Below are 25,801 nucleotides of genomic sequence, written 5' to 3'. Positions count from 1 at the left end.
AGATCCGCGCATGGCGCGTATTGCAGGTGTCAACCTGCCTGCCCAGAAACACGTCTGGGTCGGGCTGCAAAGCATCTACGGCATTGGCCGTACCCGTTCGAAGCTCGTCTGCCAGGCGGCAGGCGTCGATTCGTCCATCAAGATCCGCGACCTGTCCGAGCCTGACGTCGAGCGCCTGCGTTCGGAAGTCGGCAAGTACGTGGTCGAGGGCGACCTGCGCCGCGAGATCGGCATGGCAATCAAGCGCCTGATGGACCTCGCCTGCTACCGCGGGCTCCGCCATCGTCGCGGCCTGCCGCTGCGCGGCCAGCGCACCCGGACCAATGCCCGCACCCGCAAGGGTCCGCGCAAGGCCATCAGGAAATAAGGGAACAAGACCATGGCCAAGCCGGCAGCCAAACCGAAGAAGAAGATCAAGCGCGTCGTCACCGACGGCGTTGCCCACGTCCACGCTTCGTTCAACAACACCATCATCACGATCACCGACCGCCAGGGCAATGCGCTCTCGTGGGCGACTTCGGGCGGCGCGGGTTTCCGCGGTTCGCGCAAGTCGACCCCGTTCGCTGCCCAGGTCGCCGCAGAGAAGGCCGGCAAGGCCGCCCTCGACTACGGCGTCAAGTCGCTGGAAGTGCGCATCAAGGGACCCGGTCCGGGCCGTGAATCTGCCGTTCGTTCGCTGAACAACGTCGGCTACAAGATCACCAACATCATCGACGTGACGCCAATCCCGCACAACGGGTGCCGTCCGCCGAAGAAGCGTCGCGTCTAAGGGGCGATAAGAAATGGCTCGATATATCGGTCCCACCTGTAAGCTCGCGCGCCGCGAAGGCGCCGACCTGTCGCTCAAGTCGCCCGCCCGCGCTCTTGATTCCAAGTGCAAGCTGGAGCAGAAGCCCGGCCAGCACGGTGCCGGCACCGGCGCCCGCCGGAGCAAGCTCTCCAACTACGCCATCCAGCTGCGTGAAAAGCAGAAGGTCAAGCGTATCTACGGCCTGCTCGAGCGCCAGTTCCGCAACTACTACAAGAAGGCCTCGACCAAGAAGGGCAACACGGGCGAGAACCTCCTGCAGCTGCTGGAAACCCGCCTCGACAACGTGATCTACCGCATGGGCTTCGCGGTCACCCGCCCGGCGGCCCGCCAGCTGGTCTCGCACCGCGGCGTCACGGTCAACGGCAAGCCCGTCAACCTGCCGTCTTACCTGGTCAAGGCTGGCGACGCGATTGCACTGTCCGAGAAGGCACAGAAGCAGCTCCGCGTGCAGGAGGCCCTGACGGTCTCTTCCACGATGGACCTGTCGCCCTCCTGGGTCGAGGTTGATTCGAAGAAGTTCAGCGGCGTGTTCAAGGCGGTCCCTGACCGCGGCGACCTGCCGGCTGACATCAACGAAGCGCTGATCGTCGAGCTGTATTCGAAGTAATTCACTTGGCCCGCCGGCGTCAGTCGACGGGCCCCAGGAGACACCAAACATGACGGTTACCGCCAACCAGGTCCTGCGCCCGCGTGGTCCCCAGATCGAGCGCATTACCGGCAATCGCGCGAAGGTCGTGATCGAGCCGCTCGAGCGCGGCTACGGCCACACGCTCGGCAATGCCCTGCGCCGCGTGCTGCTGTCCTCGATTCCCGGCTTCGCCATCACCGAAGTGGAGATGGACGGCGTGCTGCACGAGTACAGCACGATCGAAGGCCTGCAGGAGGACGTGCTCGAGGTGCTGTTGAACCTCAAGGACGTCGCCATCCGCATGGGCACCGGCGAAAGCGCCACCCTCACCCTGGCCAAGTCCGGCCCGGGCGTGGTGACCGCCGCCGACATCAAGACCGACCACAACGTCGAGATCCTCAACGGCGAGCATGTGATCTGCCATCTGACCAAGGATGCGTCGGTCAACATGCGCCTGAAGATCGAGCGTGGCTTCGGCTACCAGCCGGCCGCCGCGCGTCGTCGCCCGGACGACGAGACCCGCGTCATCGGCAGGCTCATGCTGGATGCGTCGTTCTCGCCGGTCCGCCGCGTGGCGTATGAAGTGGAAGCCGCACGCGTCGAGCAGCGCACCGACCTCGACAAGCTGGTTCTCGACATCGAGACCAATGGCACCATCGATGCCGAGGAAGCCGTGCGCACCGCCGCGGACATCCTCACCGACCAGTTGAGCGTGTTCGGCGATTTCACCCGCCGCACCGCCGGCCCCACGCAGCCGACCGCGCCTGGCGTCGACCCGATGCTGCTGCGTCCGATCGACGACCTCGAGCTGACGGTGCGTTCGGCCAATTGCCTCAAGGCCGAGAGCATCTACTACGTGGGCGACCTGATCCAGAAGACCGAGGTCGAGCTGCTCAAGACCCCGAACCTCGGCAAGAAGTCGCTGACCGAGATCAAGGAAGTCCTGGCCCAGCGTGGCCTTTCGCTCGGCATGAAGCTCGAGAACTGGCCGCCGGCCGGCGTCTCGGCGCACGGCATGCTCGGCTAAGACAGACAAACAGGAACCAAGACCATGCGCCACCAGAAATCCGGACGCAAGTTCAGCCGCACCAGCGCACACCGCGATGCCATGTTCACCAACATGGCGGCGTCGCTGATCAAGCATGAGCTGATCAAGACCACGCTTCCGAAAGCCAAGGAGCTGCGCCGCGTCGCAGAGCCGCTGATCACGATGTCGAAGACCGACGGCGTTGCCAATCGTCGCCTCGCCTTCTCGCGCCTGCGCGACAAGGAAGCGGTGGGCAAGCTGTTCGTCGAGCTTGGCCCGCGCTACCAGACGCGCCCGGGTGGCTACCTGCGCATCCTGAAGTGCGGTTTCCGCGACGGTGACAACGCGCCGATGGCGTACGTCGAGCTCGTGGATCGCCCGGAAGCGTCGGCCGAGTAACATCGCGGCATGCGCCACCTGTGAGAACCCCGGACCTGTTCCGGGGTTTTTGCTATGTTGACCGCCGTTTTCGGGAAGCCCTTGCCATGGTCCTCAATCCATTTCGCTGGTCGTTTCGCGCCCAGTGCCTGTCCGGTTTTGTCGCCTGCATCGCGCTGATCGGTTTTGCGATCTTCTCGCAGTTTGCGTGGGGGCTGGAGCCGTGCCCGCTGTGCATCTTCCAGCGCATCGCGTTCGCGGCGCTTGGCGTGGTGTTCCTGGTGGCGGCCGTGCATTCGCCGCGGGCATCGTCGACCCGGGCGTTCTACGGCGCGCTGGGCTTCCTCGCCGCGGCGGTGGGGATGGCGATTGCCGGGCGCCACGTCTGGATGCAGTTCAATCCGCCGGAGATCCCCGGCTGCGGGCCACCGTTGTCGTTCCTGCGCGAGACCATGTCGACCGGGAACGTGATCCGCAAGGTGCTGACCGGTACCGGCGACTGCGGCGCCGTGGACTGGACGTTCCTCGGGCTGTCGATGCCCGCGTGGAGCCTCGTGTGGTTCGTGCTGCTGGCCGCGCTGGTCGTGGTCGCGGGCTTCCGCAGCCGTCGCTCGCGCTGGGCGTGATCCGCCATTGCGGCGCGCGCCCAAGCGGCGGATGATGGTGTCGCTGCAGTGCAACAAAGACCGATACCCATGCCCGCCAACGACCGTGCCCTCCATTCCGTGAACCTGCCCGAGCAGTGGAGCCCGGGAAGCTGGCGCCAGCGCCGTGCCCTGCAGCTGCCGACGTATCCCGACGCGGACGAACTCGGCCGCGTGCAGGACGAGCTGCGCGCGCTGCCGCCGCTGGTCACGTCGTGGGAGATCCAGGCGCTCAAGCAACAGCTGGCCGAAGCGCAGGAAGGTCGACGCTTCCTGCTGCAGGGCGGCGACTGTGCCGAGAACTTCAGCGACTGCACATCGCAGGTGGTGTCCAACCGCCTCAAGGTGCTGCTGCAGATGAGCCTCGTGCTGGTGCATGGCCTGCGGTTGCCGGTGGTGCGCGTGGGGCGATTCGCCGGCCAGTACGCAAAGCCGCGCTCCGCCGATACCGAGACGCGTGGCGACCTCACCTTGCCCAGCTATCGCGGCGACATGGTCAACGGACCGGAGTTCACCGCTTCGGCGCGCATCCCTGACCCGCGGCGCATGGTGAAGGCGCATGCGCGTTCGGCGATGACCATGAATTTCGTGCGTTCGCTGATCGACGGCGGATTTGCCGACCTGCACCACCCGGAATACTGGGACCTGGGCTGGGTGACGCATTCGCCGCTGGCCGACGACTACCACCGCATGGTCGCCAACATCGGTGACGCGGTGCGCTTCATGGAGACGCTGTCCGGGAGCGAGGTGCACAACCTCAACCGGGTCGACTTCTACACCTCGCACGAGGCGCTGCTGCTGCCGTACGAGGAGGCGCAGACGCGCCAGGTGCCGCGGCAGTGGGGCTGGTTCAACCTCAGCACCCACTTCCCGTGGATCGGCATGCGCACTGCGGCGCTCGATGGCGCGCACGCCGAATACTTCCGCGGCATCCGCAACCCGGTGGCGGTGAAGATCGGCCCGTCCGTGGAACCCGACGACCTGCTGCGCCTGGTCGACCTGCTGAACCCCGACGACGAACCCGGCCGGCTGAGCCTCATCTGCAGGATGGGCGCCGCCCACGTTGCCGACCGTCTGCCGCGCCTGCTGGACGCGGTCAAGCGAGACGGCCGCCGCGTGCTGTGGATCTGCGATCCGATGCACGGCAACACCGAAGCGACCAGCAACGGTTACAAGACCCGGCGCTTCGACAACATCCGCAGCGAGATCGAGCAGAGCTACGACCTGCACGCGGCGGCCGGCACGCGCCTCGGCGGCGTGCACCTCGAACTCACCGGCGAGGACGTCACCGAGTGCACCGGCGGTGCGCGCGACCTGGGCGAGATCGACCTCGAACGCGCCTACCGGTCATCGGTGGACCCGCGGCTCAACTACGAGCAGTCGCTTGAGATCGCGATGGCGATCGTGCGCAAGCAGGCGCAGCTGGCCACGCCCGCGCCGGCGTAAAGCTGCCACATCACGAAAGAGGTCTGGACCGCCGTGGTGGCCGGCAGGCCTTCGCGGCTCATGTCCCCCGGCATCCGCCTCACGGCGGGCGCCTCCTCCTTTACTTCCCCGCGAAGGCCTTCCGGCCACTTCGGGGCGGGGCGTGGTGCTGCAGGTTTCGGGGAAGCCAACGCGCGAGGTCGCGAGGTGTGCTCCTGGGCCACCGCGCAAGGCGGCGCCCCAGGCACCCGTGTCAGCAAAAAAAAGGCCCGGCATTGCCGGGCCTTTCCAGATCACGCCGCGCGGCTGGCGCGCTTGCGATCGGTTTCGCTGAGGTGCTTCTTGCGCAGGCGGATTTCCTTCGGGGTGACTTCGACCAGCTCGTCGTCCTCGATGAAGTCCAGCGCCTGCTCCAGCGTGTACTTGATCGCCGGCGTCAGCTTGATGGCGTCATCCTTGCCCGACGCACGCATGTTGGTCAGCGGCTTGGTCTTGATGGCATTGACGGTGAGGTCGTTGTCCTTCGAGTGGATGCCGATCAGCTGGCCCTCGTACACGTTGTCGCCCTCGGCCGCGAACAGCTTGCCGCGTTCTTCCAGCGGTCCCAGCGAGTAGGCGGGGGTGACGCCCGGCGCATTGGCGATCATCACGCCATTGGTGCGCTTGGCGATCGCGCCCTGTTCCTTCGGGCCGTAATGGTCGAACACATGGAACAGCAGGCCGGTGCCCTGGGTCAGCGTCTTGAACTCGTTCTGGAAGCCGATCAGGCCGCGGGCCGGGATCATGTAGTCCAGGCGCACGCGTCCCTTGCCGTCGGACTCCATGTTCTTCAGCTGGCCCTTGCGGATGCCGAGCTTCTCCATCACGCCGCCCTGGTGCACTTCCTCGATGTCGACCACCAGCTGCTCGACCGGCTCCATCTGCTGGCCGTCGATGGTCTTGATGATCACTTCGGGGCGCGACACGGCAAGCTCGAAGCCTTCGCGGCGCATGGTTTCGATCAGCACCGAGAGGTGCAGCTCGCCGCGGCCTGAGACCAGGAACTTGTCCGGGTCCGAGCCTTCCTCGACCTTGAGCGCGACGTTGTGCAGCGTCTCGCGTTCCAGGCGCTCGCGGATCTGGCGGCTGGTGATGAACTTGCCGCCGCTGCGGTCCTTGTTGCCGGCGAACGGCGAATTGTTGACCTGGAACGTCATGCTGATGGTCGGCTCGTCGACCGTCAGCGCAGGCAGCGCCTCGGGCGTGTCGAGCGCGCAGACGGTGTCGGAGATCGACAGGTCGGCGATGCCGGAGAGGGCGAGGATGTCGCCTGCCTTGCCTTCATCGACTTCGACGCGCTCCAGGCCGAGGAAGCCCAGCACCTGCATCACCTTGGCCTGGCGCTTCTTGCCGTGGCGGTCGACCACGCTCACCGGCATGTTGGTGCGCACCGTGCCGCGCTGGATGCGGCCGATGCCGATCAGGCCGACGAAGTTGTTGTAGTCCAGCTGGCTGATGCGCATCTGGAACGGGCCGTCCGGATCCACGGTGGGCGGCGGCACGTGCTTCATGATCGCTTCGTACAGCGGGGTCATGTCGCCGTCGCGGGCCGTGTCTTCCAGGCTCGCGTAGCCGTGCAGCGCCGACGCGTAGACGATCGGGAAGTCGAGCTGTTCGTTGGTGGCGCCGAGCTTGTCGAACAGGTCGAACACCTGGTCGATCACCCAGTCCGGGCGCGCGCCCGGGCGGTCGATCTTGTTGACCACGACGATCGGGTTGAATCCCATCGCGAACGCCTTCTGGGTCACGAAGCGCGTCTGCGGCATCGGTCCGTCCATGGCGTCGACGAGGATCAGCACCGAGTCGACCATCGACAGCACGCGCTCGACCTCGCCACCGAAGTCGGCGTGTCCAGGGGTGTCGACGATGTTGATGCGGTTGCCATTCCAGTTGATGGCGGTGTTCTTGGAGAGGATCGTGATGCCACGTTCCTTTTCCTGGTCGTTGCTGTCCATCATCCGCTCGGCCGTGACCGTGCGTTCGTTGAACGTACCGGATTGCTTGAGCAGGCAATCGACGAGGGTGGTCTTGCCGTGGTCGACGTGGGCGACGATGGCGATATTGCGGAGGCGTTCGATGGACATCGGGAAAGCCGCACCTGGGTGCCGTTGTCGGGCAGGGCGCGCGGGACCTTGTTTTGGGAAGCCCGGTAGTATACAGCCCCATCCGCTGGCGTCATCTAGTGTTGGAATCCGCCCCGGCGGCTCCATATCGTCGCCACGGTGCCGTCGCCCCGACGAGGTCCGTCAGCCGCGCCCGGGCCGGCCCTTCCAGCATCCCTCCACCAGGAATCCACCATGTCCCTGAATGCCGTTTTCGACACCGCCCGTGGCCAGATCAAGGTCGAGCTCTACCCCGACAAGGCCCCGCTCACGGTCGCCAGCTTCGTCAACCTCGCCAGGCACGGCTTCTACGACGGCCTGAGCTTCCACCGGGTGATTCCGGACTTCATGGTCCAGGGCGGCTGCCCCCAGGGCACCGGTACCGGCGGCCCCGGCTACAAGTTCGAGGACGAGACCGGCAACGGCGTGAAGCATGAGCGCGGCGTGCTGTCGATGGCCAACGCCGGCCCCAACACCAATGGCAGCCAGTTCTTCATCACCCACATCAAGACCGACTGGCTCGACGGCAAGCACACCGTCTTCGGCAAGGTCGTGGAAGGCCTGGACGTGGTCGATGCGATCAAGCAGGGCGACGCCATTACCTCGGTGACCGTGCAGGGTGACGTCGACGCCGCGCTGGCGGCCAAGCCGGAGCGCGTCGCCGAGTGGAACCGCATCCTCTCCGCGTGACCCGTGCCGCCCTGCGACGCGCCGCCGCGTGCGGCCGCGCAGGGCCCCGGCGATGCCCGGGCTGTTAGAATAACCGGCTGAAATACGCGCGGCGCGGCCACCGGCCCGCCGCCCAGCCCACCCAACTCCCGAGGTTCCGCGATGCTGCAGCTCGCCAAGCGAATGGGCCGCGCCAAGCCCAGCGCGATCATGGTCGTGGCCGAAAAGGCCAAGCGTCTCAAGGCCGAAGGCCGCGACATCATCAGTTTCTCGATCGGTGTTCCCAACTTCCTGCCCGGCGAGCATGTCTACGCCGCCGCGCGCCAGGCGCTGGAGCACGATTCCGGCCAGTACGGCAGCAACCGCGGCGCCAACGAGCTGCTGGATGCCTTCCTGGCGCACATGCAGGCGCTCGGCCTCGACGGCTACACCCGTGCCAACTGCGCCACCGGCGTGGGCGCCAAGCACGTGCTCTACAACCTGGCGGAAGCGCTGCTGGACGAGGGCGACGGGTTCGCCTTCGCTACCCCGTACTGGACCAGCTACCTGGACATCGGCGAGATCGTCGGCGCGGACATCCAGCTGCTGCCGTGCCCGCCCGAGCAGGACTACAAGCTCAGCCCCGCGCAGCTCGACGCCGCGCTGGCGAAGAAGCCGAAGGTGTTCCTGTTCAACAACCCGTCCAACCCGACGGGCATGGTCTACACCCGGGACGAGATCAGCGCGCTGGCCGACGTGTTCGCCCGCCATCCGGACACCTGGATCATCACCGACGACATCTACAACACCATGGTGTTCGACGGTGTCGGCTACCACAACTTCGTGCAGGCGCGCCCCGAGCTGCGCGACCGGGTGATCTTCGTGGACTCGCTGTCCAAGACCTACGGCATGCCGGGCTGGCGCGCAGGCTTCATGGCCGGTCCGGAGGTCGTGGCCCAGGCCGTGACCACCATGAACTCCAACCACATCACCAACCTGCCGGAGATCGTCACTGCGGCCGCCGTCGCCGCGCTGTCGGGCCCGCAGGACGTGCCGGCGGCGCGTTGTGCCGAGTTCCAGGCCAAGCGCGACCAGGTGGTGGCGGCGCTGCGCGCGATCCCGGGCGTGGTCTGCCCGGTGCCGCAGGGCGCGTTCTATGCCTTCCCGGACATCAGCGTGGCCTACGGCAAGTCGCACGCCGGCAAAGTGATCGCCAACGACGTCGACTTCTGCGCGGCGCTGCTTGAAGCCAAGGGCGTCGCTTGCGTGCCGGGCTCCGCCTTCGGCGAGCCGCGCGGCATGCGCATCAGCTACACCTGCCCGACACCGCAGCTGGCGCCCGGGCTCGAGCGCATCCAGGCGTTCTTCGCCGAACTCCAGTAATTCCCCACGACAACCCCCACACCCCGGAGTCCCCGCACTGATGAACGCCCCCGTCCGAGTTGCCGTCACCGGCGCCGCCGGCCAGATCGGCTATGCGCTCCTGTTCCGCATCGCCTCCGGCGAAATGCTGGGTCGTGACCAGCCCGTGATCCTGCAGATGCTCGAGCTGCCGATGGAGAAGGCCCAGGCCGCGCTCAAGGGCGTGATGATGGAGCTGGAAGACTGCGCGTTCCCGCTGCTGGCCGGCATGGTCGGCACCGACGACCCCGAGGTCGCGTTCAAGGACGCCGACGTCGCCGTACTGGTCGGCGCGCGCCCGCGTGGCCCCGGCATGGAGCGCAAGGACCTGCTGCTCGAGAACGCAAAGATCTTCACCGCACAGGGCGCGGCGCTGAACAAGGTCGCCAGCCGCGACGTCAAGGTGCTGGTGGTCGGCAACCCGGCCAACACCAACGCCTACATCGCGATGAAGTCGGCGCCGGACCTTCCGGCCGCCAACTTCACCGCCATGCTGCGCCTCGACCACAACCGCGCGCTCAGCCAGTTGGCCAACAAGGCCGGCGTGGCCGTGGGTGACATCGAGAAGCTGGTCGTCTGGGGCAACCACAGCCCGACCATGTATCCCGACTACCGCTTCGCCACCGTCAACGGTGCGTCGCTGAAGGACAAGGTCAACGACGCCGACTGGAATGCCAACGCCTTCATCCCGCAGGTCGGCAAGCGCGGTGCGGCGATCATCGAGGCGCGCGGGCTGTCCTCGGCGGCGTCGGCGGCGAATGCGGCCATCGACCACATCCGCGACTGGGTGCTGGGCAGCAAGGGCAAGTGGGTGACCATGGGCGTGCCGTCGGACGGCAGCTACGGCATTCCCGAGGGCATCATCTACGGAGTGCCGGTGACCACCCAGGACGGCGTGTACACGCGCGTCGAGGGCCTCGAGGTGGACGCATTCAGCCGCGCCGCCATGGACAGGACCCTCGCCGAGCTCGAAGAGGAACGCGCCGGCGTGGCGCACCTGCTCGGTTGAGGCCAGGCGCCAGGCGATACTGGGAAAACCGGGCGCGTGCCCGGTTTTTTCGTTTCCGGGCCGCGACGGCCACCACCCGCCGCTGCCGCGCGGCGCTTGCCATCGGGCGCAGGCATGGACCATCGTCGTAGTGCGCGGGTACGGCCGACCGCCCAGGCTGTTCGAACCCACGGGAGGCAGACATGCGCTACGAAGACTTCCACCGCCGTTCGATCGAGGAGCCGGAAGCGTTCTGGGCCGAACAGGCCCGTGCGATCCATTGGCACAGGCAGCCCCAGTCGATCCTCGACTACGCCAACCCGCCGTTCCGCAGCTGGTTCGCCGGCGGCGAGACCAACCTCTGCCACAACGCCATCGATCGCCACCTCGCCGCGCGTGGCGACCAGCTTGCGCTGGTGGCGGTCTCGAGCGAGACCGGCGGCACGCGCGAATACTCCTATCGCGAACTGCACCGCGAGGTGAGCACCTTCGCCGCTGTGCTCAAGTCGCTCGACGTGGGCCGGGGCGACCGCGTGGTGGTCTACATGCCCAACATTGCGGAGGCCGTGTTCGCCATGCTCGCCTGCGCGCGGATCGGCGCAGTGCATTCGGTGGTGTTCGGCGGGTTTGCCGCGCACAACCTCGCGGTGCGCATCGACGATGCCGAGCCGAAGCTCCTGATCGCAGCCGACGCAGGCAGCCGCGGCGGCAAGGTCATTCCCTACAAGCCACTGGTGGATGCCGCCTGCGAGCAGGCGAAGTCGCCACCGGCACGCGTGCTGATGGTCGACCGCGGCCTCGCGCCATACGCCCGCACCGACGGCCGCGACGTCGACTACGACGAGGCGCGCCGCCAGTACGCGCATGCCGAGGTGCCGGTGCAATGGCTGGAATCCAACGAACCCAGCTACCTGCTGTACACGTCCGGCACCACCGGCAAGCCCAAGGGCGTGCAGCGCGACGTCGGTGGCTACGCCGTCGCCATGGCGCTCTCGATGTGGTCGATCTACGACGTGCGCGCCGGCCAGGTGATGTTCTCCACCTCCGACGTGGGGTGGGCCGTGGGCCACTCGTACAACGTCTACGGCCCGTTGATCGCCGGCGCCACGACCATCCTGTACGAAGGACTGCCCACGACGCCCGATGCCGGCATCTGGTGGCGCATCTGCGAGCAATACGGCGTGCGCACCATGTTCTCCTCGCCGACCGCGGTGCGCGTGCTGAAGAAGCAGGACCCGGCCTGGCTCACGAAGTACGACCTCTCCGCGCTGAAGTACCTGTTCCTTGCCGGCGAGCCGCTCGACGAGCCCACCGCGCACTGGATCAACGAAGGCCTGGGCAAGACCATCATCGACAACTACTGGCAGACCGAGACCGGCTGGCCGGTGCTGTCGCTGATGCCCGGCGTGGAACTGAAGCCGGTGAAGTTCGGCTCGCCCGGGCTGCCGACGCCGGGCTACGACTTGCGCGTGATTGACGAGGCCACCGGCGAGGAAGCCGCGCCCGGGCAGAAGGGCGTGCTGGTGATCAGGCCGCCGCTGCCACCAGGCTGCATGACCACCGTGTGGCGCGACGACGAGCGCTTCCTGTCCAGCTATTTCTCGCACTTCAAGGAGCTGCTCTACAGCTCGCTGGACTGGGCGATCCGCGACGAGGACGGCTACACGTTCATCCTGGGCCGCACCGATGACGTCATCAATGTCGCGGGCCATCGCCTGGGCACGCGCGAGATCGAGGAATCGGTCTCCAGCCACCCCGGCGTTGCCGAGGTCGCGGTGATCGGCGTGCACGACGAGCTCAAGGGCCAGGTGCCGGTGGTGTTCGCCACGCTCAAGCGGGCCGCGGATTCGGCGATGGCGGCGCAGGAGATGCAGGGCAGGGTGGTGGAGCAGCTCGGTGCGATCGCGCGCCCGGCGCGGGTATACGTGGTGGGTGCGCTGCCCAAGACCCGCTCCGGCAAGCTGCTGCGGCGCTCGATCCAGGCGCTCGCCGAGTCCCGCGATCCCGGCGACCTGTCGACGCTCGACGACCCCGGCTCGCTGGAGGAGATCCGCGATGCGCTGGAGCGCGGGGCGGATGCCGGCAGCTGAGCCCGCGAAGCGCGCCCGCGGCAGGACCGCGCCGCGCGCTCGGATAGAATGACGGTCCCGCAACACGCAGGTTCGCCATGTCCCAGTCGACCTCATCGGGCGCGCGTTTCCGCGCCGCCGTCGCCGCCGAATCCCCGCTGCAGGTGATGGGCGCCATCACCGCCTATGCCGGCCTCATGGCCCGGCGCGTGGGCTACAAGGCGCTGTATCTCTCCGGCGGGGGCGTGGCCGCCAACTCGCTGGGCGTGCCGGACCTCGGCATCAGCACCATGGAAGACGTGCTGGTCGACGCGCGCCGCATCGTCGACGCCACCGGCCTGCCGCTGCTGGTCGACATCGACACCGGCTGGGGTGGCGCGTTCAACATCGCGCGCACCGTCCGCTCGTTCGAGCGCGCCGGCGTGGCCGCGGTGCACATGGAAGACCAGGTGGGGCAGAAGCGCTGCGGCCACCGCCCCAACAAGGAAGTCGTGCCGAAGGCGGAGATGGTGGACCGGGTGAAGGCCGCGGTCGATGGCCGCAGCGATGCCGGCTTCGTGATCATGGCGCGCACCGATGCCGCCGCGGTCGAAGGCATCGACGCCGCGATCGAACGCGCGGTCGCCTACGTCGAGGCCGGCGCAGACATGATTTTCCCGGAGGCGATGAACTCGCTCGCCGACTACGCGCGCTTCAAGGATGCGGTGAAGGTGCCGATCCTCGCCAACCTCACCGAGTTCGGCTCCACGCCGTTCTTCACCACCGACGAGCTGCGCGGCGCCGGCGTCGACATCGCGCTGTACTGCTGTGGCGCGTATCGCGCCATGAACAAGGCCGCGCTGAACTTCTACGAGACCGTGCGTCGCGAGGGCACGCAGAAGGGCATCGTCGACACCCTGCAGACGCGCGCCGAGCTGTACGACTACCTCGGCTACCACGCCTACGAGGACAAGCTGGACGCGTTGTTCGCCAGCGAAGAGTGACGCGTCGCGGGCCGCCGCGTCTGCGCGCGCGCCTACCACCCCGATACCAGATCCGGAGCATGCACATGAGCAATACCGCACCCACCCCGCCGAAGCCGAAGAAGTCGGTGGCGTTGTCCGGCACGCCCGCCGGCAACACCGCGCTGTGCACGGTGGGCCGCAGCGGCAACGACCTGCATTACCGCGGTTACGACATCCTCGATTTCGCGACCACCGCCGAGTTCGAGGAGATCGCCTACCTGCTGGTGCACGGCAAGCTGCCGTCCAAGCCGGAGCTTGCCGGCTACAAGGCCAAGCTGAAGTCGCTGCGCGGCATCCCGGCGTCGGTCAAGGCCGCGCTCGAGGAGCTGCCGCCGTCGGCGCACCCGATGGACGTCATGCGCACCGCGGTCTCCGTCCTCGGCTGTGTGCAGCCGGAAAAGGACGACCACAACCATCCCGGCGCGCGCGACATCGCCGACAAGCTGATGGCGTCGCTGGGTTCGATGCTGCTGTACTGGTACCACTACAGCCACAACGGCCGGGTCATCGATGTCGAGACCGACGACGACACCATCGGCGGGCATTTCCTGCACCTGCTGCACGGCGAGCCGCCACCGGAGTCGTGGGTGCGCGCCATGCACACCTCGCTGATCCTCTACGCCGAGCACGAGTTCAACGCGTCCACGTTCACCGCGCGCGTCATCGCCGGCACCGGCAGCGACATGCATTCGTGCATCAGCGGCGCGATCGGCGCGCTGCGCGGGCCGAAGCACGGTGGTGCAAACGAGGTCGCGTTCGAGGTGCAGAAGCGCTACGACAGCGCCGACGAGGCCGAGGCCGACATCAGGGAGCGCGTGGGCCGCAAGGAAGTGGTGATCGGCTTCGGCCACCCGGTCTACACCGTCGGCGATCCGCGCAACGACGTGATCAAGCAGGTCGCCAAGGACCTGTCCGCCGAACGCGAGGACATGCGCATGTACGACATCGCCGAGCGCCTGGAGACGGTGATGTGGGACATCAAGAAGATGTTCCCCAACCTCGACTGGTTCAGCGCGGTGAGCTACCACATGATGGGCGTGCCGACGGCGATGTTCACGCCGTTGTTCGTGCTGGCGCGCACCAGTGGCTGGAGCGCGCATGTCATCGAGCAGCGCATCGACGGCAAGATCATCCGCCCCAGCGCCAACTACACCGGTCCTGAAGACCGCGCCTGGGTGCCGCTCGCCGCGCGCGACTGACGGATCCGGGTCCGTGAAATGAAAACGGCGCCCAGGGGGCGCCGTTTTCGTGTCTGGCGTTGCGGAGTGCCTCAGGCCAGGCCTTCCGCCTTCAGCGTTGCCTGCACGCCGGGGTCGGCGTCCATGCGCGCCTTGAAGGCGGCGATGTTGTCGAGGCCGGTCATGTCCACGCCGGTGCCATGTGCCCAGCGCACGGTCATGTAGAAATAAGGGTCGGCAAAACTGCGGAATCCCGCCAGCCACGTGTTGTCGGCGAGCTGCCTGTCGGCGGATTCCATCAGTCCGCGCACGAGCGTCCGTGCCGCCGCCTTGACCGCATCGTGCTCCGACTCCTCACCGATGTAGCGGGCCGGCGAGAACATCGGCTTGAACGCCGGATGCACATCGGAGTTGCCGAAGGCCAGCCAGCGGGTGGCCTCGGCACGCTCGCGCGCCGATCCGTCGCCGCCCAGTCCCGCCTGCGGATGGGTGTCGGCGATGTAGCCCATGATCGCGGCGTTCTGGGTGAGCACGAAGTCGCCGTCGACCAGTGCCGGCACGGCGCCCGCGGGATTGATGGCGAGGTAGGCCGGCGCCTTCATCGACGGGCCGTCGAGGATCTCGGCCTGGAACGGGCCGCCGGCCCACTGCAGGGCGATGTGGACGGCCGTCGAGCAGGCGCCCGGCTTGGTGTACAGCTTCATGTGCGGCTCCAGTTGGAAGACCCCGCCATCATCGGCGCTTGCCGCCGCCCGCTCAATGCGGGGGCTTCGCCCGCATCAGGTCTTCGGCTTCAGGCTCTGCACTTTCAGGAACGTGTGGTCGCCGATCGTGGCGACCTGGTAGGCGTTGCGCCAGCTCGGGCTGGCGATCGCATGCGCCAGGAAGTGGCTGGCACCGGGTACGACTTCCTTGCGCTCGCCCGCGGGCAACGCCCAGTTGTGCTGGGACTCCAGCGCGATCGTCACCGCCTGCGACCAGGCTTCGGTGTTGGTCAGGCGCGTCCGCGGCGACACGATGGTCGGCGCGAACTGTTTGCGCGCGGTGACCACGTCGCACACGGAATCGCCCCACAGGCCGCTGTCGGTGCGGCGCAGGGCCACTTCGGCCACGGCGCGCTGGCCAAGGACGGACTGGTCCCGGGCTTCGAGGTAAAGCGTGGTGCTCAGGCAGAGTGAATCCGCGGCCTGTGGTGGCAGCACTGAGGCCAGCCACAGGATCCAGGCGAGTTTCATGACGACTCCTTGCTCCGTTGCGTCGGCCGCTACGGCGCAACCCGTCCAAATGGATTCGGGAAGCCGCTGTCGCGGACCGGCATGGCGTGTTGGGGAGGGCGGCGGCACTCTGTGGCGCATTTGCTGCCCGGGCGCGAACCCGCAGGGTTGCGTGTCGCGCCGGTTCCGCCGAAGAAGCGGCGGGAAAGTGGGCGCACCTTAATGCGCGTTTTAGAAACCTCACCTGAACGCGTGGCGAGCGCGGCACTTGCCGCGCTCACGGCATCCGGCTAGAACGCGGCCGCGAGACGGGAGCCCTGGTCGATGGCGCGCTTGGCGTCGAGTTCGGCCGCCACATCCGCGCCACCGATGACATGCATCTCGATTCCCGCATCGCGCAGCGGCCCGGCCAGGTCGCGTCGCGACTCCTGCCCGGCGCAGACCACGACATGGTCCACCGGCAGCAAGCGGGCTTCGTCGCCGACCCGCAGGTGCAGGCCGTCATCGTCGATGCGCTCGTACGCGATGCCACCCAGCATCTGCACGCGCTTGCTCTTGAGCGTCGCGCGATGGATCCATCCGGTGGTCTTGCCAAGGCGCGCGCCGGGCCGGCCCGGACTGCGTTGCAGCAACCAGACTTCTCGCGCCGGTGCCTCGGGCCGGGCAGCCACCAGGCCGCCGCTCGTGGCGAAGCGGGGGTCCACGCCCCATTCGGCCATCCATCGCGCCGGATCGAGACTGGGCGAGGGGCCTTCCTGCACCAGAAATTCGGCCACGTCGAAGCCGATCCCGCCCGCGCCGATGATCGCCACGCGGCGGCCGGGGACGACCTCACCGCGCAGGACTTCGGCGTAGCCGAGGACCTTGGGATGGTCGTGACCCGGCAGGTCCACCCCGCGCGGCGTCACGCCCGTTGCCAGCACCACGGCATCGAAGCCGGCCAGCAGCGCAGGCGTGGCGGTGGTGCAAAGGTGCAGCGCTACCCCGGTCTCGGCGATGCGCTCGCGGAAGTAGCGCACGGTCTCGTCGAACTCTTCCTTGCCCGGCACGCGCCGCGCAAGGTTGAACTGCCCGCCGATCTCAGCGGCGGCGTCGAACAGCGTGACCGCGTGCCCGCGCTGCGCCGCGACCGTGGCGCAGGCCAGCCCGGCCGGTCCCGCGCCCACGACCGCGATGCGTCGAGGCGACGCAGTCGCGGCGTAGTTGAGTTCGGTCTCGTGGCAGGCACGGGGATTGACCAGGCAGCTTGCGCGACGGTTCTGGAAGACATGGTCCAGGCAGGCCTGGTTGCAGGCGATGCAGGTGTTGATGGCCTGCGGCCGGCCGGCGCGCGCCTTGGCCACCCACTGCGGATCGGCGAGCAGCGGGCGTGCCATCGACACCATGTCGGCGGCGCCCGTGGCCAGGATGCGCTCGGCCACGTCCGGCATGTTGATGCGGTTGGTCGCCACCACCGGCAGCGACACCAGCGGACGCAGCTTGGCGGTCACGCCTGCGAAGACGCCGCGTGGCACCGATGTGGCGATCGTCGGCACGCGCGCCTCGTGCCAGCCGATGCCGGTATTGAGGATGGTGGCGCCGGCGGCCTCGACCGCGCGGGCCTGCGCCACGATCGCGTCCCAGTCATTGCCGCCGTCGACCAGGTCGAGCATCGACAGGCGGTAGATGATGATGAAGTCGGGTCCGCAGGCCTCGCGCACCCGGCGCACGATCTCCACCGCGAAGCGCATGCGGTTTTCGACGCTGCCGCCCCAACGGTCGTCGCGCTGGTTGGTCCGCGCCACCGTGAACTGGTTCAGCAGGTAGCCTTCGGAACCCATGATCTCCACGCCGTCGTAGCCGCCGTCGCGGGCGAGCCGGGCGGCGATGGCGAATGCCGTGATCTGCCGCTCGACGGCGCGCGCCGAGAGCGCACGTGGCGTGAACGGATTGATCGGCGCCTTCAGCCGCGATGCCGACACCGACAGCGGGTGGTACGCGTAGCGCCCCGCGTGCAGCAGCTGCACGCAGATCCGTGCGCCGTGGGCGTGCACGGCCGACGTCACCTGGCGATGCTTGGCCGATTCCCAGGGCCAGCTCAGCTTGCCGGCAAAGGGCTTCAGCCAGCCGACCACGTTGGGTGCAAACCCGCCGGTGACGATCAGCCCGACGCCGCCTTCGGCGCGCTCCGCGAAATAGGCGGCAAGCTTCGGGAAATCGCGGCGATGGTCCTCGAGGCCGGTATGCATCGACCCCATCAGCACCCGGTTGCGCAGGGTGGTGAAGCCGAGGTCCAGCGGCGCGAACAGATGCGGATACAAGGGTGCGTCGGGCATGCCGCTGGCGCGAGGTGAGGATCGCGCACAGTGCCGGGAATGCGCCGGGGCGGCAAGGCGGCGCGCGACGGCGCGCAGCTAATTGTTATCTGGGTGTTAACGCCGTCTTCACGGGCCCGAACCTAACCTGCCTCGCGATGGTGGCCAGCGTGGCGGCCATCTTTCCCCCAACACGATAGCGACCGCTGACTTCCGCCTGGTCCGTCGAAGCGACCCAAGGAGCCCTAACGACATGAACAAGAAACTGCTTTGCACGGCCATCCTGATTGGTGGACTGGGCGTTGCGCAGGCTGCCTCCGCGCAGGATTTCGATGATCGCTGGTACATCACCGGCAGCGCCGGTTTCAACTTGCAGGACAATGACCGCGGTACCAATAACGCGCCGTTCGGAACCCTGGGCGTGGGCAAGTTCCTGAACCCGAACTGGTCGTTTGACGCCGAACTGAACTATCAGAACCCGAATCACGAAGACAATCAGGATCTGAACTGGAGCCAGTACGGCATTTCGTTCGATGCCCGCCGCCACTTCGTGACCGAAGGCCGCTCGTGGAACCCATACCTGCTGATGGGGCTGGGTTATCAGCGCGAAGAGATTGAAACGGACAACTTCCCCAATCCGGACTCGCCGTTCCACGAAGAGGAAGGCGCGATCGCCGGCAAGTTCGGCGTCGGCCTGCAGGGTGGTACCGGACGCGTGAAGGTCCGCACCGAGCTCGCCTATCGTGCCGTGGCCATTGACGACACCCGCGCCCAGTTTCTGAACGACGATCCGCCGCCGGAGCGCAACGACGGTGAAGACTGGTTCGGCGACGTGCTGGCCTCGGTCGGCGTCGTGATCCCGCTCGGCCCGGAGCCGACCGCGCCGGTCGCCCCGGCCCCGGTGGCCCCGAGCTGCGCCGACATGGACAGCGACGGCGACGGCGTGAACGATTGCGACGACAAGTGCCCCGGTTCGCAGGCTGGCCAGACCATCGGTCCGGACGGCTGCCCGGTGCCCGTGTCGATCGACCTGAAGGGCGTCAACTTCGACTTCGACAAGGCGACCCTGCGTCCTGACGCGGTGGCGATCCTCAACGAGGCGATCGAGATCCTGAAGCGTTACCCGCAGCTGAAGGTCGAAGTGGCTGGCCACACCGACTCGAAGGGCACCGACGCGTACAACCAGTCGCTGTCCGAGCGTCGTGCCACCACGGTCTATGACTACCTGACCAGCAACGGCATCGACTCCGGCCGCATGGTGGGCCCGAACGGTTACGGCGAGAGCCGCCCGATCGCGCCGAACACCAACGATGACGGTTCGGACAATCCGGAAGGCCGCGCGCGCAACCGCCGCACGGAGCTGAACGTCCAGAACTGAGTCGTCCCTGAATAGGTATACCGACGCCCGGGTACATCCCGGGCGTTGCTTTAATTAATTGTTAACATTCACCTGAATGTGTACTATCGGCGGCGCCACTGGCAGGCGACAGGGTGCCCGAGTGGTCGATCCCCCCAGTAGTCCCGCCGCCCCGATTTCGTTCCTGACTAGGAGTACGTATATGAAGATTAAGTTGTTGAGCACCGCCCTGCTGGCCGGTCTCGCTGTGTCGCAGGCTGCGGTCGCGCAGGATTTCGACGATCGCTGGTACATCACCGGTAGCGCAGGCTTCAACCTGCAGGACAACGACCGCGGAACGCGCAATGCGCCGTTCGGCACCTTGGGCCTCGGCAAGTTCATCAGCCCGGACTGGTCTCTGGACGGCGAGCTGAACTACCAGAACCCCAACAATGACGCCAACCAGAACCTCAACTGGAGCCAGTACGGCGTGTCGCTCGATGCCCGTCGCCACTTCATCACCGAGGGGCGCAGCTGGAACCCCTACGCGCTGTTTGGCGTCGGTTACCAGCGCTCCGAGGAAGAGTACAACAACTTCCCGAACCCGAATTCCCCCGGTCAGCGTGAAGACGGCAACTTCGCCGCCAAGGTCGGCGTGGGCCTGCAGGGCGACCTGGGCCGCGTCGGTATCCGTACCGAGCTTGCCTACCGTGCAGACTTCGACGACACCAGCGTTGCCGCACCGGACGAGAGCTGGTTCGGCGACGTGCTGGCCTCGGTCGGCGTCGTGATCCCGCTCGGCCCGGAGCCGACCGCGCCGGTCGCCCCGGCCCCGGTGGCCCCGAGCTGCGCCGACATGGACAGCGACGGCGACGGCGTGAACGATTGCGACGACAAGTGCCCCGGTTCGCAGGCTGGCCAGACCATCGGTCCGGACGGCTGCCCGGTGCCCGTGTCGATCGACCTGAAGGGCGTCAACTTCGACTTCGACAAGGCGACCCTGCGTCCTGACGCGGTGGCGATCCTCAACGAGGCGATCGAGATCCTGAAGCGTTACCCGCAGCTGAAGGTCGAAGTGGCTGGCCACACCGACTCGAAGGGCACCGACGCGTACAACCAGTCGCTGTCCGAGCGTCGTGCCACCACGGTCTATGACTACCTGACCAGCAACGGCATCGACTCCGGCCGCATGGTGGGCCCGAACGGTTACGGCGAGAGCCGCCCGATCGCGCCGAACACCAACGATGACGGTTCGGACAATCCGGAAGGCCGCGCGCGCAACCGCCGCACGGAGCTGAACGTCCAGAACTGAGGACGTCGGCACCAGTAGTCCCACGAAGCCCGGCCCAGTGCCGGGCTTCGTGCTTTCAGGGACTGCTACACTTCGCGTCGCAGCAGGAGGAAAGCCCACATGAAGCGTGCAGCAATGTTGTTGGTGGCCGGCCTGGCCGTCCCCGGGATGGCCCATGCGGCGATCGATTGCGCCAGCCTGGCGGCGTCGAACCCGTCCACGTCGCGCATCACCGTACTCGCGCCGCTCGCGCAGGAACTGGTCGCGCCGTCCTATCTCCTCGGAGGCAACAGCGGCGTGCTGTCCTATGCCTACGACGAATCGCAGACAGTCGAGGAAGTGCTGCTCCGCCAGCGCATCGAGGGCTGCCGGAACGTGGCCATCGCGGTGCCCGCGCCCAGCGTCGCCAACCCCGATGATCCCGGCGCGTACAAGCCGAAGACCGAATTCGACAACACGCCGTGGCGGTTCGACATGAACCAGAACGGCAAGCGCATGACCGCCGATGAGTTCGACGCCTGGATGAAGTCGCGTGGCGTGCGCGTTGCGCGCGGTGGCGCGGCGGCTCCCGTGGTCGAACCGCCTCCGCCCGAAGCGGCCGAAGGCAGCGCTACCCCCGACTGATCGCGGGCGTCGCCCGCGGCGGCGTTCAGGTCTTCAGAACGCCAAGCTCGCGCCCGATGCGGGTGAACGCGTCGATTGCACGATCAAGGTGCTCGCGCGTGTGCGCCGCGGAGATCTGCGTGCGGATGCGCGCCTGGTCCTTGGGCACCACCGGGAAGAAAAAGCCGATCGCGTAGATGCCTTCCTCCAGCAGCCGCTCGGCGAAGCGTTGCGCAAGCTTGGCGTCGTACAGCATCACCGGGCTGATCGGGTGCGTCCCCGGCCGCACGTCGAAACCCGCGGCGATCATCTTTTCGCGGAAGTAGCACGTGTTGTCGACCAGGCGTTCGCGCAGGTCGCCGGCCGCTGCCAGCATGTCGAACGCCTTGGTGCCGGCCGCGACCACGTGCGGCGGCAGCGAGTTGGAGAACAGGTAGGGCCGCGAGCGCTGGCGCAGCATCTCCACCACTTCGGCCTTCGCGGTGGTGAAGCCACCCAGAGCGCCGCCCATCGCCTTGCCCAGCGTGCCGGTGATGATGTCGATCCGGTCCAGCACGCCCTTGACCTCGGCGGAGCCGCGGCCGGTCGCACCCAGGAAGCCGGTCGCATGGCACTCGTCGATGTGCACCAGTGCGTCGTACTTCGCCGCCAGTGCGGTGATCTGGTCGAGCGGCGCGATGAAGCCGTCCATCGAGAACACGCCGTCGGTGGTGATCATGATGGTGCGCGCGCCATCGGCGCGGGCCTGCTTCAGCTGGGTTTCAAGATCGCCCATGTCGCAGTTGGCGAAGCGGTAGCGCTTCGCCTTGCACAGGCGCACGCCGTCGATGATCGAGGCGTGGTTGAGCGCATCGGAGATGACCGCGTCCTCCTCGCCCAGCAGCGGCTCGAACAGACCGCCATTGGCGTCGAAGCAGGCTGCATAGAGGATCGTGTCCTCCTTGCCGAAGAAGTCCGCGATCGTCTTCTCGAGCTGCTTGTGCAGGTCCTGCGTGCCGCAGATGAAGCGCACCGAGGCCATGCCGAAGCCGTGCGTGTCGAGCGCATCCTTGGCCACGGCGATGATGTCCGGGTGGTCGGCCAGGCCCAGGTAGTTGTTGGCGCAGAAGTTCAGCACAGTGCGGCCGTCTTCGAGTTCGATCTCGGCCGACTGCGGGCTTGTGATGATGCGCTCGGCCTTGAACAGGCCCTGCTCGCGGATCTCGGCCAGGGTTTCGCTGTAGCGTGCGGTGAGTGACACGGGACACTCCTCGATGTTGGGGATGCAGGTCGCGCTGGCGCGGCAGTGCCGCCTGTCTCGCGCGACACAATGCCGGTTACCAGCTCAGTACGACCTTGCCCGACTTGCCCGATTCCATCAGGTCGAAGCCCTTCTGGAACTCGTCGACCGGCAGCTGGTGGCTGAGCACCTTGTGCAGCGGGAACCCCGACAGCACGAGCTGCGTCATCTTGTACCAGGTCTCGTACATCTTCCGGCCGTAGATGCCCTGCACGGTGAGCCCCTTGAAGATGATGCGGTCCCAGTCGATGCCCGCGCCCTGCGGCAGGATGCCGAGCAGGGCGACCTTGCCGCCGTGGTACATGCAGTCGAGCATGTCGTTGAAAGCACGTGGATTGCCACTCATTTCCAGGCCTACGTCGAAGCCTTCGAGGTGCAGGTCGGCCATGACCTCCTTGAGCGACTGCTGGGCCACGTTCACGACGCGCGTGGCGCCCATGTCGGCGGCGAGCTTCAGGCGGTAGTCGTTGACGTCGGTGACCACCACGTTGCGCGCGCCGATGTGCTTGCAGATGCCGGCCGCCATGACCCCGATCGGGCCGGCGCCGGTGATCAGCACGTCCTCGCCGACCACGTCGAACTCGAGCGCGCAGTGCGCGGCGTTGCCGTAGGGGTCGAAGAACGCAGCGAGTTCGCTGGGCACCTGGTCGGGGATCGGCCACAGGTTGGTGGCCGGCATGACGATGTATTCGGCGAACGCGCCGTCGCGGGTCACGCCGATGCCGACGGTGTTCGGGCACAGGTGCTGCTTTCCGGCCCGGCAGTTGCGGCAGTGTCCACAGACGATGTGGCCCTCGGCCGACACCCGCTGGCCGAGGGTGTAGCCGCCCACGCCCGGACCGATCTGCACGATGCGGCCGACGAACTCGTGGCCGATCACCAGGCCGGGCTTGATGGTGCGCTGGCTCCACTCGTCCCACAGGTAGATGTGCAGGTCGGTGCCGCAGATCGCGGTCTTCTCGAGCTTGATCAGCACCTCGTTCGCGCCCGGGACGGGCACGGGCACCTCGTCCATCCAGATGCCCTTGCCGGCTTCGCGCTTGACCAGCGCCTTCATGGTGGTGGGGATGACGGCGGGTGCGGTCTGCGACATGTCGGGCCTGTGGCGTGCGATCGAAAGCGCGATTGTACCGCCGGCACATGCAGCGACGCGTGTGCGGGATTTGCCACCGCGGGTGCCAGCGCCTAAGGTCGCGGGCTTTATGCCTGCTCCGAGGAATGCCCGTGATCCTGCGCCTGCTGCCCGTCGCACTTGCCGCCGCCCTGTTTCCCGCCGCCGCCCTGGCCGACGAAGGCATGTGGATGCCGTCGCAGCTGCCGCAGGTGGCCGCGCAGATGGAGGCCGCCGGCTTCAAGGGCGATCCAAGGGACCTCGCCGACCTCGGCAAGCATCCGATGAGCGCGGTGGTGTCGCTGGGCGGCTGCACCGCGAGCTTCGTGTCGCCGCGTGGCCTGGTGGTCACCAACCACCATTGCGCGCACGGCGCCATCCAGCTGAATTCGACGCCGGAGAACAACCTCATCGTCAACGGTTTCAACGCCGCGACGCCCGCCGACGAGGTGTCCGCCGGCCCGGGCGCGCGGGTGCTGGTGACCGACCGCTTCGAGCCGGTCACCGAGCGGATCCTGGGCGCGGCCAGCGGCCTGCGCGGACGCGCGTACTACGATGCCATCGACGCCGCCAGCAAGGCCGTTGTCGCCGAGTGCGAGGCCGAGCCCGGCTACCGCTGCAGCGTGGCCAACATGTACAACGGCAGCGAGTTCCACCTGGTGCGCCAGCTGGAACTGAAGGACATCCGCCTTGCGTATGCACCGCCGGACGCGATCGGCAGCTACGGCGACGAGATCGACAACTTCATGTGGCCGCGCCACAGCGGTGATTTCGCCTTCTACCGCGCCTATGTCGGCCGGGACGGCAAGCCCGCGCCGTACGCGGTGGACAACGTGCCGTACACGCCGGCCGCGTGGCTGGAGGTGTCCACCGATCCGATCGCCGAGGGCGATTTCGCCATGCTCGCCGGCTACCCGGGTCGGACGTTCCGCCACCGCACCGCCGCCGAGTTCGCCGACCAGGTGGAGTGGCAGCTTCCTTCGCGGGTCGCCCTCAACGCGGCCCTGCTGGAGACCATCGAACGCGCCAGCGCGGGCAACGCCGAGGCCACCGTACGCTACGCCGCGCATGTTGCCGGCATCAAGAACACGCTGAAGCGCGCGCAGGGTGAACTCGACGGCCTGCAGCGCAGCGACGCCGTCGCGGTGCGGCGCGCGGAGGAGGCGGCGGTACTCGGTTGGCTGGCGCAGCAGCCGGATGCCAAGTCCAGCCGCGACGACATCGAAGCGGCCATTCAGGTCATCGCGCAGGCGCGCGCCACCCGCGAGCGCGACCAGCTGTTCGCCATGCTGCGCGGCCAGACCCAGCTGCTGAAGTCGGCGCTGCAGCTGCAACGCCTGGCACTGGAGCGCGCCAAGCCCGACCCGGAGCGCGAGAGCGGTTACCAGCAGCGCGACGAAGCGCTGGTCGAGGCCGCGTTGAAGCAGGCGCAGCGGCGCTACGACCCGGCGGTGGAGCGCGCCATCCTGGCCACCTTGCTGGCGCGCTATCACGCGCTGCCGGCTGACCAGCGCATTGTCGAGGTGGATACGGTGTTCGGTGGCAACGATGCCGCCGCGGCGAAGGCCCTCGACGCGCTGTACACAGGCACCACGCTCGGCGACGAAGCCGTGCGCCTGCAGCTGCTGGCGGCGCCGTCGGCCGAGGTGCAGGCATCGACCGATGCGCTGATGCAGGCCGCGGCCACCTTGCTCGCGGCCGAGCTGCGTTTGGAAGACGAAACCAAGGCGCGCGACGGCGAGCTGCTGCGCCTGCGCCCGGCGTACATGCGTGCGCTGGCCGGCCATGCCGCGGCGCAGGGCAGGGCGCTGTACCCGGACGCCAACTCCACGCTGCGCGTGAGCTACGGGCAGGTCAGCGCGCTGGCGCCGCGCGACGCGGTGCACTACACGCCGCTCACCACGGTGGACGGCATCGTCGAGAAGCACACCGGCGAGGCGCCGTTCGACGCGCCCGCGCCGCTGCTGGCCGCCATTGCGCGGCGTGACTTCGGCGCCACCGTCGATCCGGTGCTGGGCACGCAGACCGTCAATTTCCTGACCAACCTCGACACCACCGGCGGCAACTCGGGGTCGCCGGTGATGGACGCCAAGGGCCGCCTGATCGGCCTGAACTTCGACAGCAACTGGGAGGCGGTCAGCGCCAGCTGGATGTTCGATCCACGCTACAAGCGCGCGATCCACGTGGATGCGCGCTACATGCGCTGGCTGATGGCGCGCGTCTACCCGGCGCCGCAGCTGTTGCGTGAGATGGGGCTTCCACTCGACCAGGCGGACTGAGCGGGCCGGCCGGGCCGCCATCGACCCGGCGCGGGCAACCGGGCCAACCGGC

The 25,801-nt window shown here is 67.5% G+C and carries 23 protein-coding genes; 17 read left to right on the top strand and 6 right to left on the bottom strand.

What is annotated here, in order from left to right; all coding sequences use genetic code 11:
- The first annotated feature begins 10 nt into the window (after window positions 1-10).
- The 7 genes from rpsM (at window position 11) to IDM46_RS09705 (ending at window position 4,934) form a co-directional block, all read left to right on the top strand.
- Complete coding sequence (gene rpsM, locus IDM46_RS09735) at window positions 11-367, top strand: 30S ribosomal protein S13 (protein WP_182825408.1); 357 nt, start codon at window positions 11-13, stop codon at window positions 365-367.
- Between the two features lie 12 nt (window positions 368-379).
- A complete protein-coding gene (gene rpsK, locus IDM46_RS09730; RefSeq protein ID WP_132985250.1) occupies window positions 380-769 on the top strand; it encodes a 30S ribosomal protein S11 in 390 nt (129 codons plus the stop codon).
- A 13-nt stretch (window positions 770-782) separates the two neighbouring features.
- Complete coding sequence (gene rpsD, locus IDM46_RS09725; protein WP_182825410.1) at window positions 783-1,418, top strand: 30S ribosomal protein S4; 636 nt, start codon at window positions 783-785, stop codon at window positions 1,416-1,418.
- Window positions 1,419-1,467: 49 nt separating this feature from the next.
- Window positions 1,468-2,466, top strand: coding sequence for a DNA-directed RNA polymerase subunit alpha (gene rpoA / locus IDM46_RS09720; protein ID WP_182825412.1), 999 nt, complete (start codon window positions 1,468-1,470; stop codon window positions 2,464-2,466).
- A gap of 24 nt (window positions 2,467-2,490) precedes the next feature.
- Window positions 2,491-2,865 (top strand): 50S ribosomal protein L17, encoded by a 375-nt coding sequence (gene rplQ, locus IDM46_RS09715; RefSeq protein ID WP_182825414.1) that lies wholly within the window; start codon window positions 2,491-2,493, stop codon window positions 2,863-2,865.
- An 86-nt stretch (window positions 2,866-2,951) separates the two neighbouring features.
- The gene (locus IDM46_RS09710) at window positions 2,952-3,470 is read left to right on the top strand and encodes a disulfide bond formation protein B (RefSeq protein WP_182825416.1); all 519 of its coding nucleotides are present in this window, start codon (window positions 2,952-2,954) and stop codon (window positions 3,468-3,470) included.
- A 69-nt stretch (window positions 3,471-3,539) separates the two neighbouring features.
- Window positions 3,540-4,934 carry a 3-deoxy-7-phosphoheptulonate synthase class II gene (locus tag IDM46_RS09705; protein WP_185116117.1) on the top strand — a complete coding sequence of 465 codons (1,395 nt, stop codon included), beginning with the start codon at window positions 3,540-3,542 and terminating at the stop codon, window positions 4,932-4,934.
- 272 nt (window positions 4,935-5,206) lie between these two features.
- Here the strand turns inward: IDM46_RS09705 and typA are convergent, their stop codons facing one another.
- Entirely contained in the window at window positions 5,207-7,036 is a 1,830-nt protein-coding gene (gene typA / locus IDM46_RS09700) for a translational GTPase TypA (RefSeq protein WP_182825420.1), read from the bottom strand.
- Between the two features lie 213 nt (window positions 7,037-7,249).
- Between typA and IDM46_RS09695 the strand changes: the two genes are divergently transcribed.
- From IDM46_RS09695 to prpC, 6 genes are all read left to right on the top strand, one after another.
- Window positions 7,250-7,744, top strand: coding sequence for a peptidylprolyl isomerase (locus tag IDM46_RS09695; protein WP_182825423.1), 495 nt, complete (start codon window positions 7,250-7,252; stop codon window positions 7,742-7,744).
- Window positions 7,745-7,885: 141 nt separating this feature from the next.
- On the top strand, window positions 7,886-9,085 hold the full coding sequence (locus tag IDM46_RS09690; RefSeq protein ID WP_182825425.1) for an aminotransferase class I/II-fold pyridoxal phosphate-dependent enzyme: 1,200 nt from the start codon (window positions 7,886-7,888) through the stop codon (window positions 9,083-9,085).
- 40 nt (window positions 9,086-9,125) lie between these two features.
- A complete protein-coding gene (locus IDM46_RS09685) occupies window positions 9,126-10,112 on the top strand; it encodes a malate dehydrogenase (protein WP_185116116.1) in 987 nt (328 codons plus the stop codon).
- A 182-nt stretch (window positions 10,113-10,294) separates the two neighbouring features.
- The gene (gene prpE, locus IDM46_RS09680; protein ID WP_182825429.1) at window positions 10,295-12,181 is read left to right on the top strand and encodes a propionate--CoA ligase; all 1,887 of its coding nucleotides are present in this window, start codon (window positions 10,295-10,297) and stop codon (window positions 12,179-12,181) included.
- Window positions 12,182-12,258: 77 nt separating this feature from the next.
- On the top strand, window positions 12,259-13,143 hold the full coding sequence (gene prpB, locus IDM46_RS09675; protein ID WP_185116115.1) for a methylisocitrate lyase: 885 nt from the start codon (window positions 12,259-12,261) through the stop codon (window positions 13,141-13,143).
- 65 nt (window positions 13,144-13,208) lie between these two features.
- Complete coding sequence (gene prpC / locus IDM46_RS09670; RefSeq protein ID WP_182825433.1) at window positions 13,209-14,363, top strand: 2-methylcitrate synthase; 1,155 nt, start codon at window positions 13,209-13,211, stop codon at window positions 14,361-14,363.
- Window positions 14,364-14,434: 71 nt separating this feature from the next.
- Here prpC and IDM46_RS09665 read toward each other — a convergent pair whose 3' ends face one another.
- From IDM46_RS09665 to IDM46_RS09655, 3 genes are all read right to left on the bottom strand, one after another.
- Complete coding sequence (locus tag IDM46_RS09665; protein WP_185116114.1) at window positions 14,435-15,046, bottom strand: glutathione S-transferase N-terminal domain-containing protein; 612 nt, start codon at window positions 15,044-15,046, stop codon at window positions 14,435-14,437.
- A gap of 75 nt (window positions 15,047-15,121) precedes the next feature.
- Window positions 15,122-15,577, bottom strand: coding sequence for a cell wall hydrolase (locus tag IDM46_RS09660; RefSeq protein WP_182825437.1), 456 nt, complete (start codon window positions 15,575-15,577; stop codon window positions 15,122-15,124).
- Window positions 15,578-15,846: 269 nt separating this feature from the next.
- A complete protein-coding gene (locus IDM46_RS09655; protein WP_182825439.1) occupies window positions 15,847-17,871 on the bottom strand; it encodes an NADPH-dependent 2,4-dienoyl-CoA reductase in 2,025 nt (674 codons plus the stop codon).
- Between the two features lie 232 nt (window positions 17,872-18,103).
- On the opposite strand from IDM46_RS09655, the gene IDM46_RS09650 reads away from it, so the two are divergent.
- From IDM46_RS09650 to IDM46_RS09640, 3 genes are all read left to right on the top strand, one after another.
- Window positions 18,104-19,228 carry an OmpA family protein gene (locus tag IDM46_RS09650; protein WP_191073331.1) on the top strand — a complete coding sequence of 375 codons (1,125 nt, stop codon included), beginning with the start codon at window positions 18,104-18,106 and terminating at the stop codon, window positions 19,226-19,228.
- Window positions 19,229-19,409: 181 nt separating this feature from the next.
- Entirely contained in the window at window positions 19,410-20,498 is a 1,089-nt protein-coding gene (locus tag IDM46_RS09645; RefSeq protein WP_182820390.1) for an OmpA family protein, read from the top strand.
- A gap of 99 nt (window positions 20,499-20,597) precedes the next feature.
- Window positions 20,598-21,101, top strand: coding sequence for a hypothetical protein (locus IDM46_RS09640; protein WP_182820391.1), 504 nt, complete (start codon window positions 20,598-20,600; stop codon window positions 21,099-21,101).
- 25 nt (window positions 21,102-21,126) lie between these two features.
- Here IDM46_RS09640 and kbl read toward each other — a convergent pair whose 3' ends face one another.
- On the bottom strand, window positions 21,127-22,320 hold the full coding sequence (kbl, locus tag IDM46_RS09635; RefSeq protein WP_223877951.1) for a glycine C-acetyltransferase: 1,194 nt from the start codon (window positions 22,318-22,320) through the stop codon (window positions 21,127-21,129).
- Between the two features lie 76 nt (window positions 22,321-22,396).
- Complete coding sequence (tdh, locus tag IDM46_RS09630) at window positions 22,397-23,428, bottom strand: L-threonine 3-dehydrogenase (RefSeq protein ID WP_182823600.1); 1,032 nt, start codon at window positions 23,426-23,428, stop codon at window positions 22,397-22,399.
- 227 nt (window positions 23,429-23,655) lie between these two features.
- On the opposite strand from tdh, the gene IDM46_RS09625 reads away from it, so the two are divergent.
- Window positions 23,656-25,749, top strand: a complete 2,094-nt coding sequence (locus tag IDM46_RS09625) for a S46 family peptidase (protein ID WP_185115596.1) — start codon at window positions 23,656-23,658, stop codon at window positions 25,747-25,749.
- Window positions 25,750-25,801: the final 52 nt, after the last annotated feature.

Origin of the sequence: Luteimonas sp. MC1825 (assembly GCF_014764385.1) — a bacterium.
Lineage (GTDB): Bacteria > Pseudomonadota > Gammaproteobacteria > Xanthomonadales > Xanthomonadaceae > Luteimonas.
The sequence above is the reverse complement of the archived record's forward strand: the minus strand, read 5'-3'. Positions and strand labels throughout refer to the sequence as shown.

Excerpts from the sequence above, each read along its gene's own strand:
- IDM46_RS09660 (WP_182825437.1), bottom strand. The coding sequence starts at position 15,577 with ATGAAACTCGCCTGGATCCTGTGGCTGGCCTCAGTGCTGCCACCACAG.
- rpsK (WP_132985250.1), top strand. The coding sequence starts at position 380 with ATGGCCAAGCCGGCAGCCAAACCGAAGAAGAAGATCAAGCGCGTCGTC.
- rpsM (WP_182825408.1), top strand. The coding sequence starts at position 11 with ATGGCGCGTATTGCAGGTGTCAACCTGCCTGCCCAGAAACACGTCTGG.
- prpB (WP_185116115.1), top strand. The coding sequence starts at position 12,259 with ATGTCCCAGTCGACCTCATCGGGCGCGCGTTTCCGCGCCGCCGTCGCC.
- IDM46_RS09640 (WP_182820391.1), top strand. The coding sequence starts at position 20,598 with ATGAAGCGTGCAGCAATGTTGTTGGTGGCCGGCCTGGCCGTCCCCGGG.
- typA (WP_182825420.1), bottom strand. The coding sequence starts at position 7,036 with ATGTCCATCGAACGCCTCCGCAATATCGCCATCGTCGCCCACGTCGAC.
- IDM46_RS09650 (WP_191073331.1), top strand. The coding sequence starts at position 18,104 with ATGAACAAGAAACTGCTTTGCACGGCCATCCTGATTGGTGGACTGGGC.
- IDM46_RS09625 (WP_185115596.1), top strand. The coding sequence starts at position 23,656 with ATGTGGATGCCGTCGCAGCTGCCGCAGGTGGCCGCGCAGATGGAGGCC.
- IDM46_RS09665 (WP_185116114.1), bottom strand. The coding sequence starts at position 15,046 with ATGAAGCTGTACACCAAGCCGGGCGCCTGCTCGACGGCCGTCCACATC.
- prpC (WP_182825433.1), top strand. The coding sequence starts at position 13,209 with ATGAGCAATACCGCACCCACCCCGCCGAAGCCGAAGAAGTCGGTGGCG.
- IDM46_RS09695 (WP_182825423.1), top strand. The coding sequence starts at position 7,250 with ATGTCCCTGAATGCCGTTTTCGACACCGCCCGTGGCCAGATCAAGGTC.
- IDM46_RS09710 (WP_182825416.1), top strand. The coding sequence starts at position 2,952 with ATGGTCCTCAATCCATTTCGCTGGTCGTTTCGCGCCCAGTGCCTGTCC.
- IDM46_RS09685 (WP_185116116.1), top strand. The coding sequence starts at position 9,126 with ATGAACGCCCCCGTCCGAGTTGCCGTCACCGGCGCCGCCGGCCAGATC.
- prpE (WP_182825429.1), top strand. The coding sequence starts at position 10,295 with ATGCGCTACGAAGACTTCCACCGCCGTTCGATCGAGGAGCCGGAAGCG.
- rpoA (WP_182825412.1), top strand. The coding sequence starts at position 1,468 with ATGACGGTTACCGCCAACCAGGTCCTGCGCCCGCGTGGTCCCCAGATC.
- IDM46_RS09690 (WP_182825425.1), top strand. The coding sequence starts at position 7,886 with ATGCTGCAGCTCGCCAAGCGAATGGGCCGCGCCAAGCCCAGCGCGATC.
- IDM46_RS09655 (WP_182825439.1), bottom strand. The coding sequence starts at position 17,871 with ATGCCCGACGCACCCTTGTATCCGCATCTGTTCGCGCCGCTGGACCTC.
- rpsD (WP_182825410.1), top strand. The coding sequence starts at position 783 with ATGGCTCGATATATCGGTCCCACCTGTAAGCTCGCGCGCCGCGAAGGC.
- rplQ (WP_182825414.1), top strand. The coding sequence starts at position 2,491 with ATGCGCCACCAGAAATCCGGACGCAAGTTCAGCCGCACCAGCGCACAC.
- IDM46_RS09705 (WP_185116117.1), top strand. The coding sequence starts at position 3,540 with ATGCCCGCCAACGACCGTGCCCTCCATTCCGTGAACCTGCCCGAGCAG.
- IDM46_RS09645 (WP_182820390.1), top strand. The coding sequence starts at position 19,410 with ATGAAGATTAAGTTGTTGAGCACCGCCCTGCTGGCCGGTCTCGCTGTG.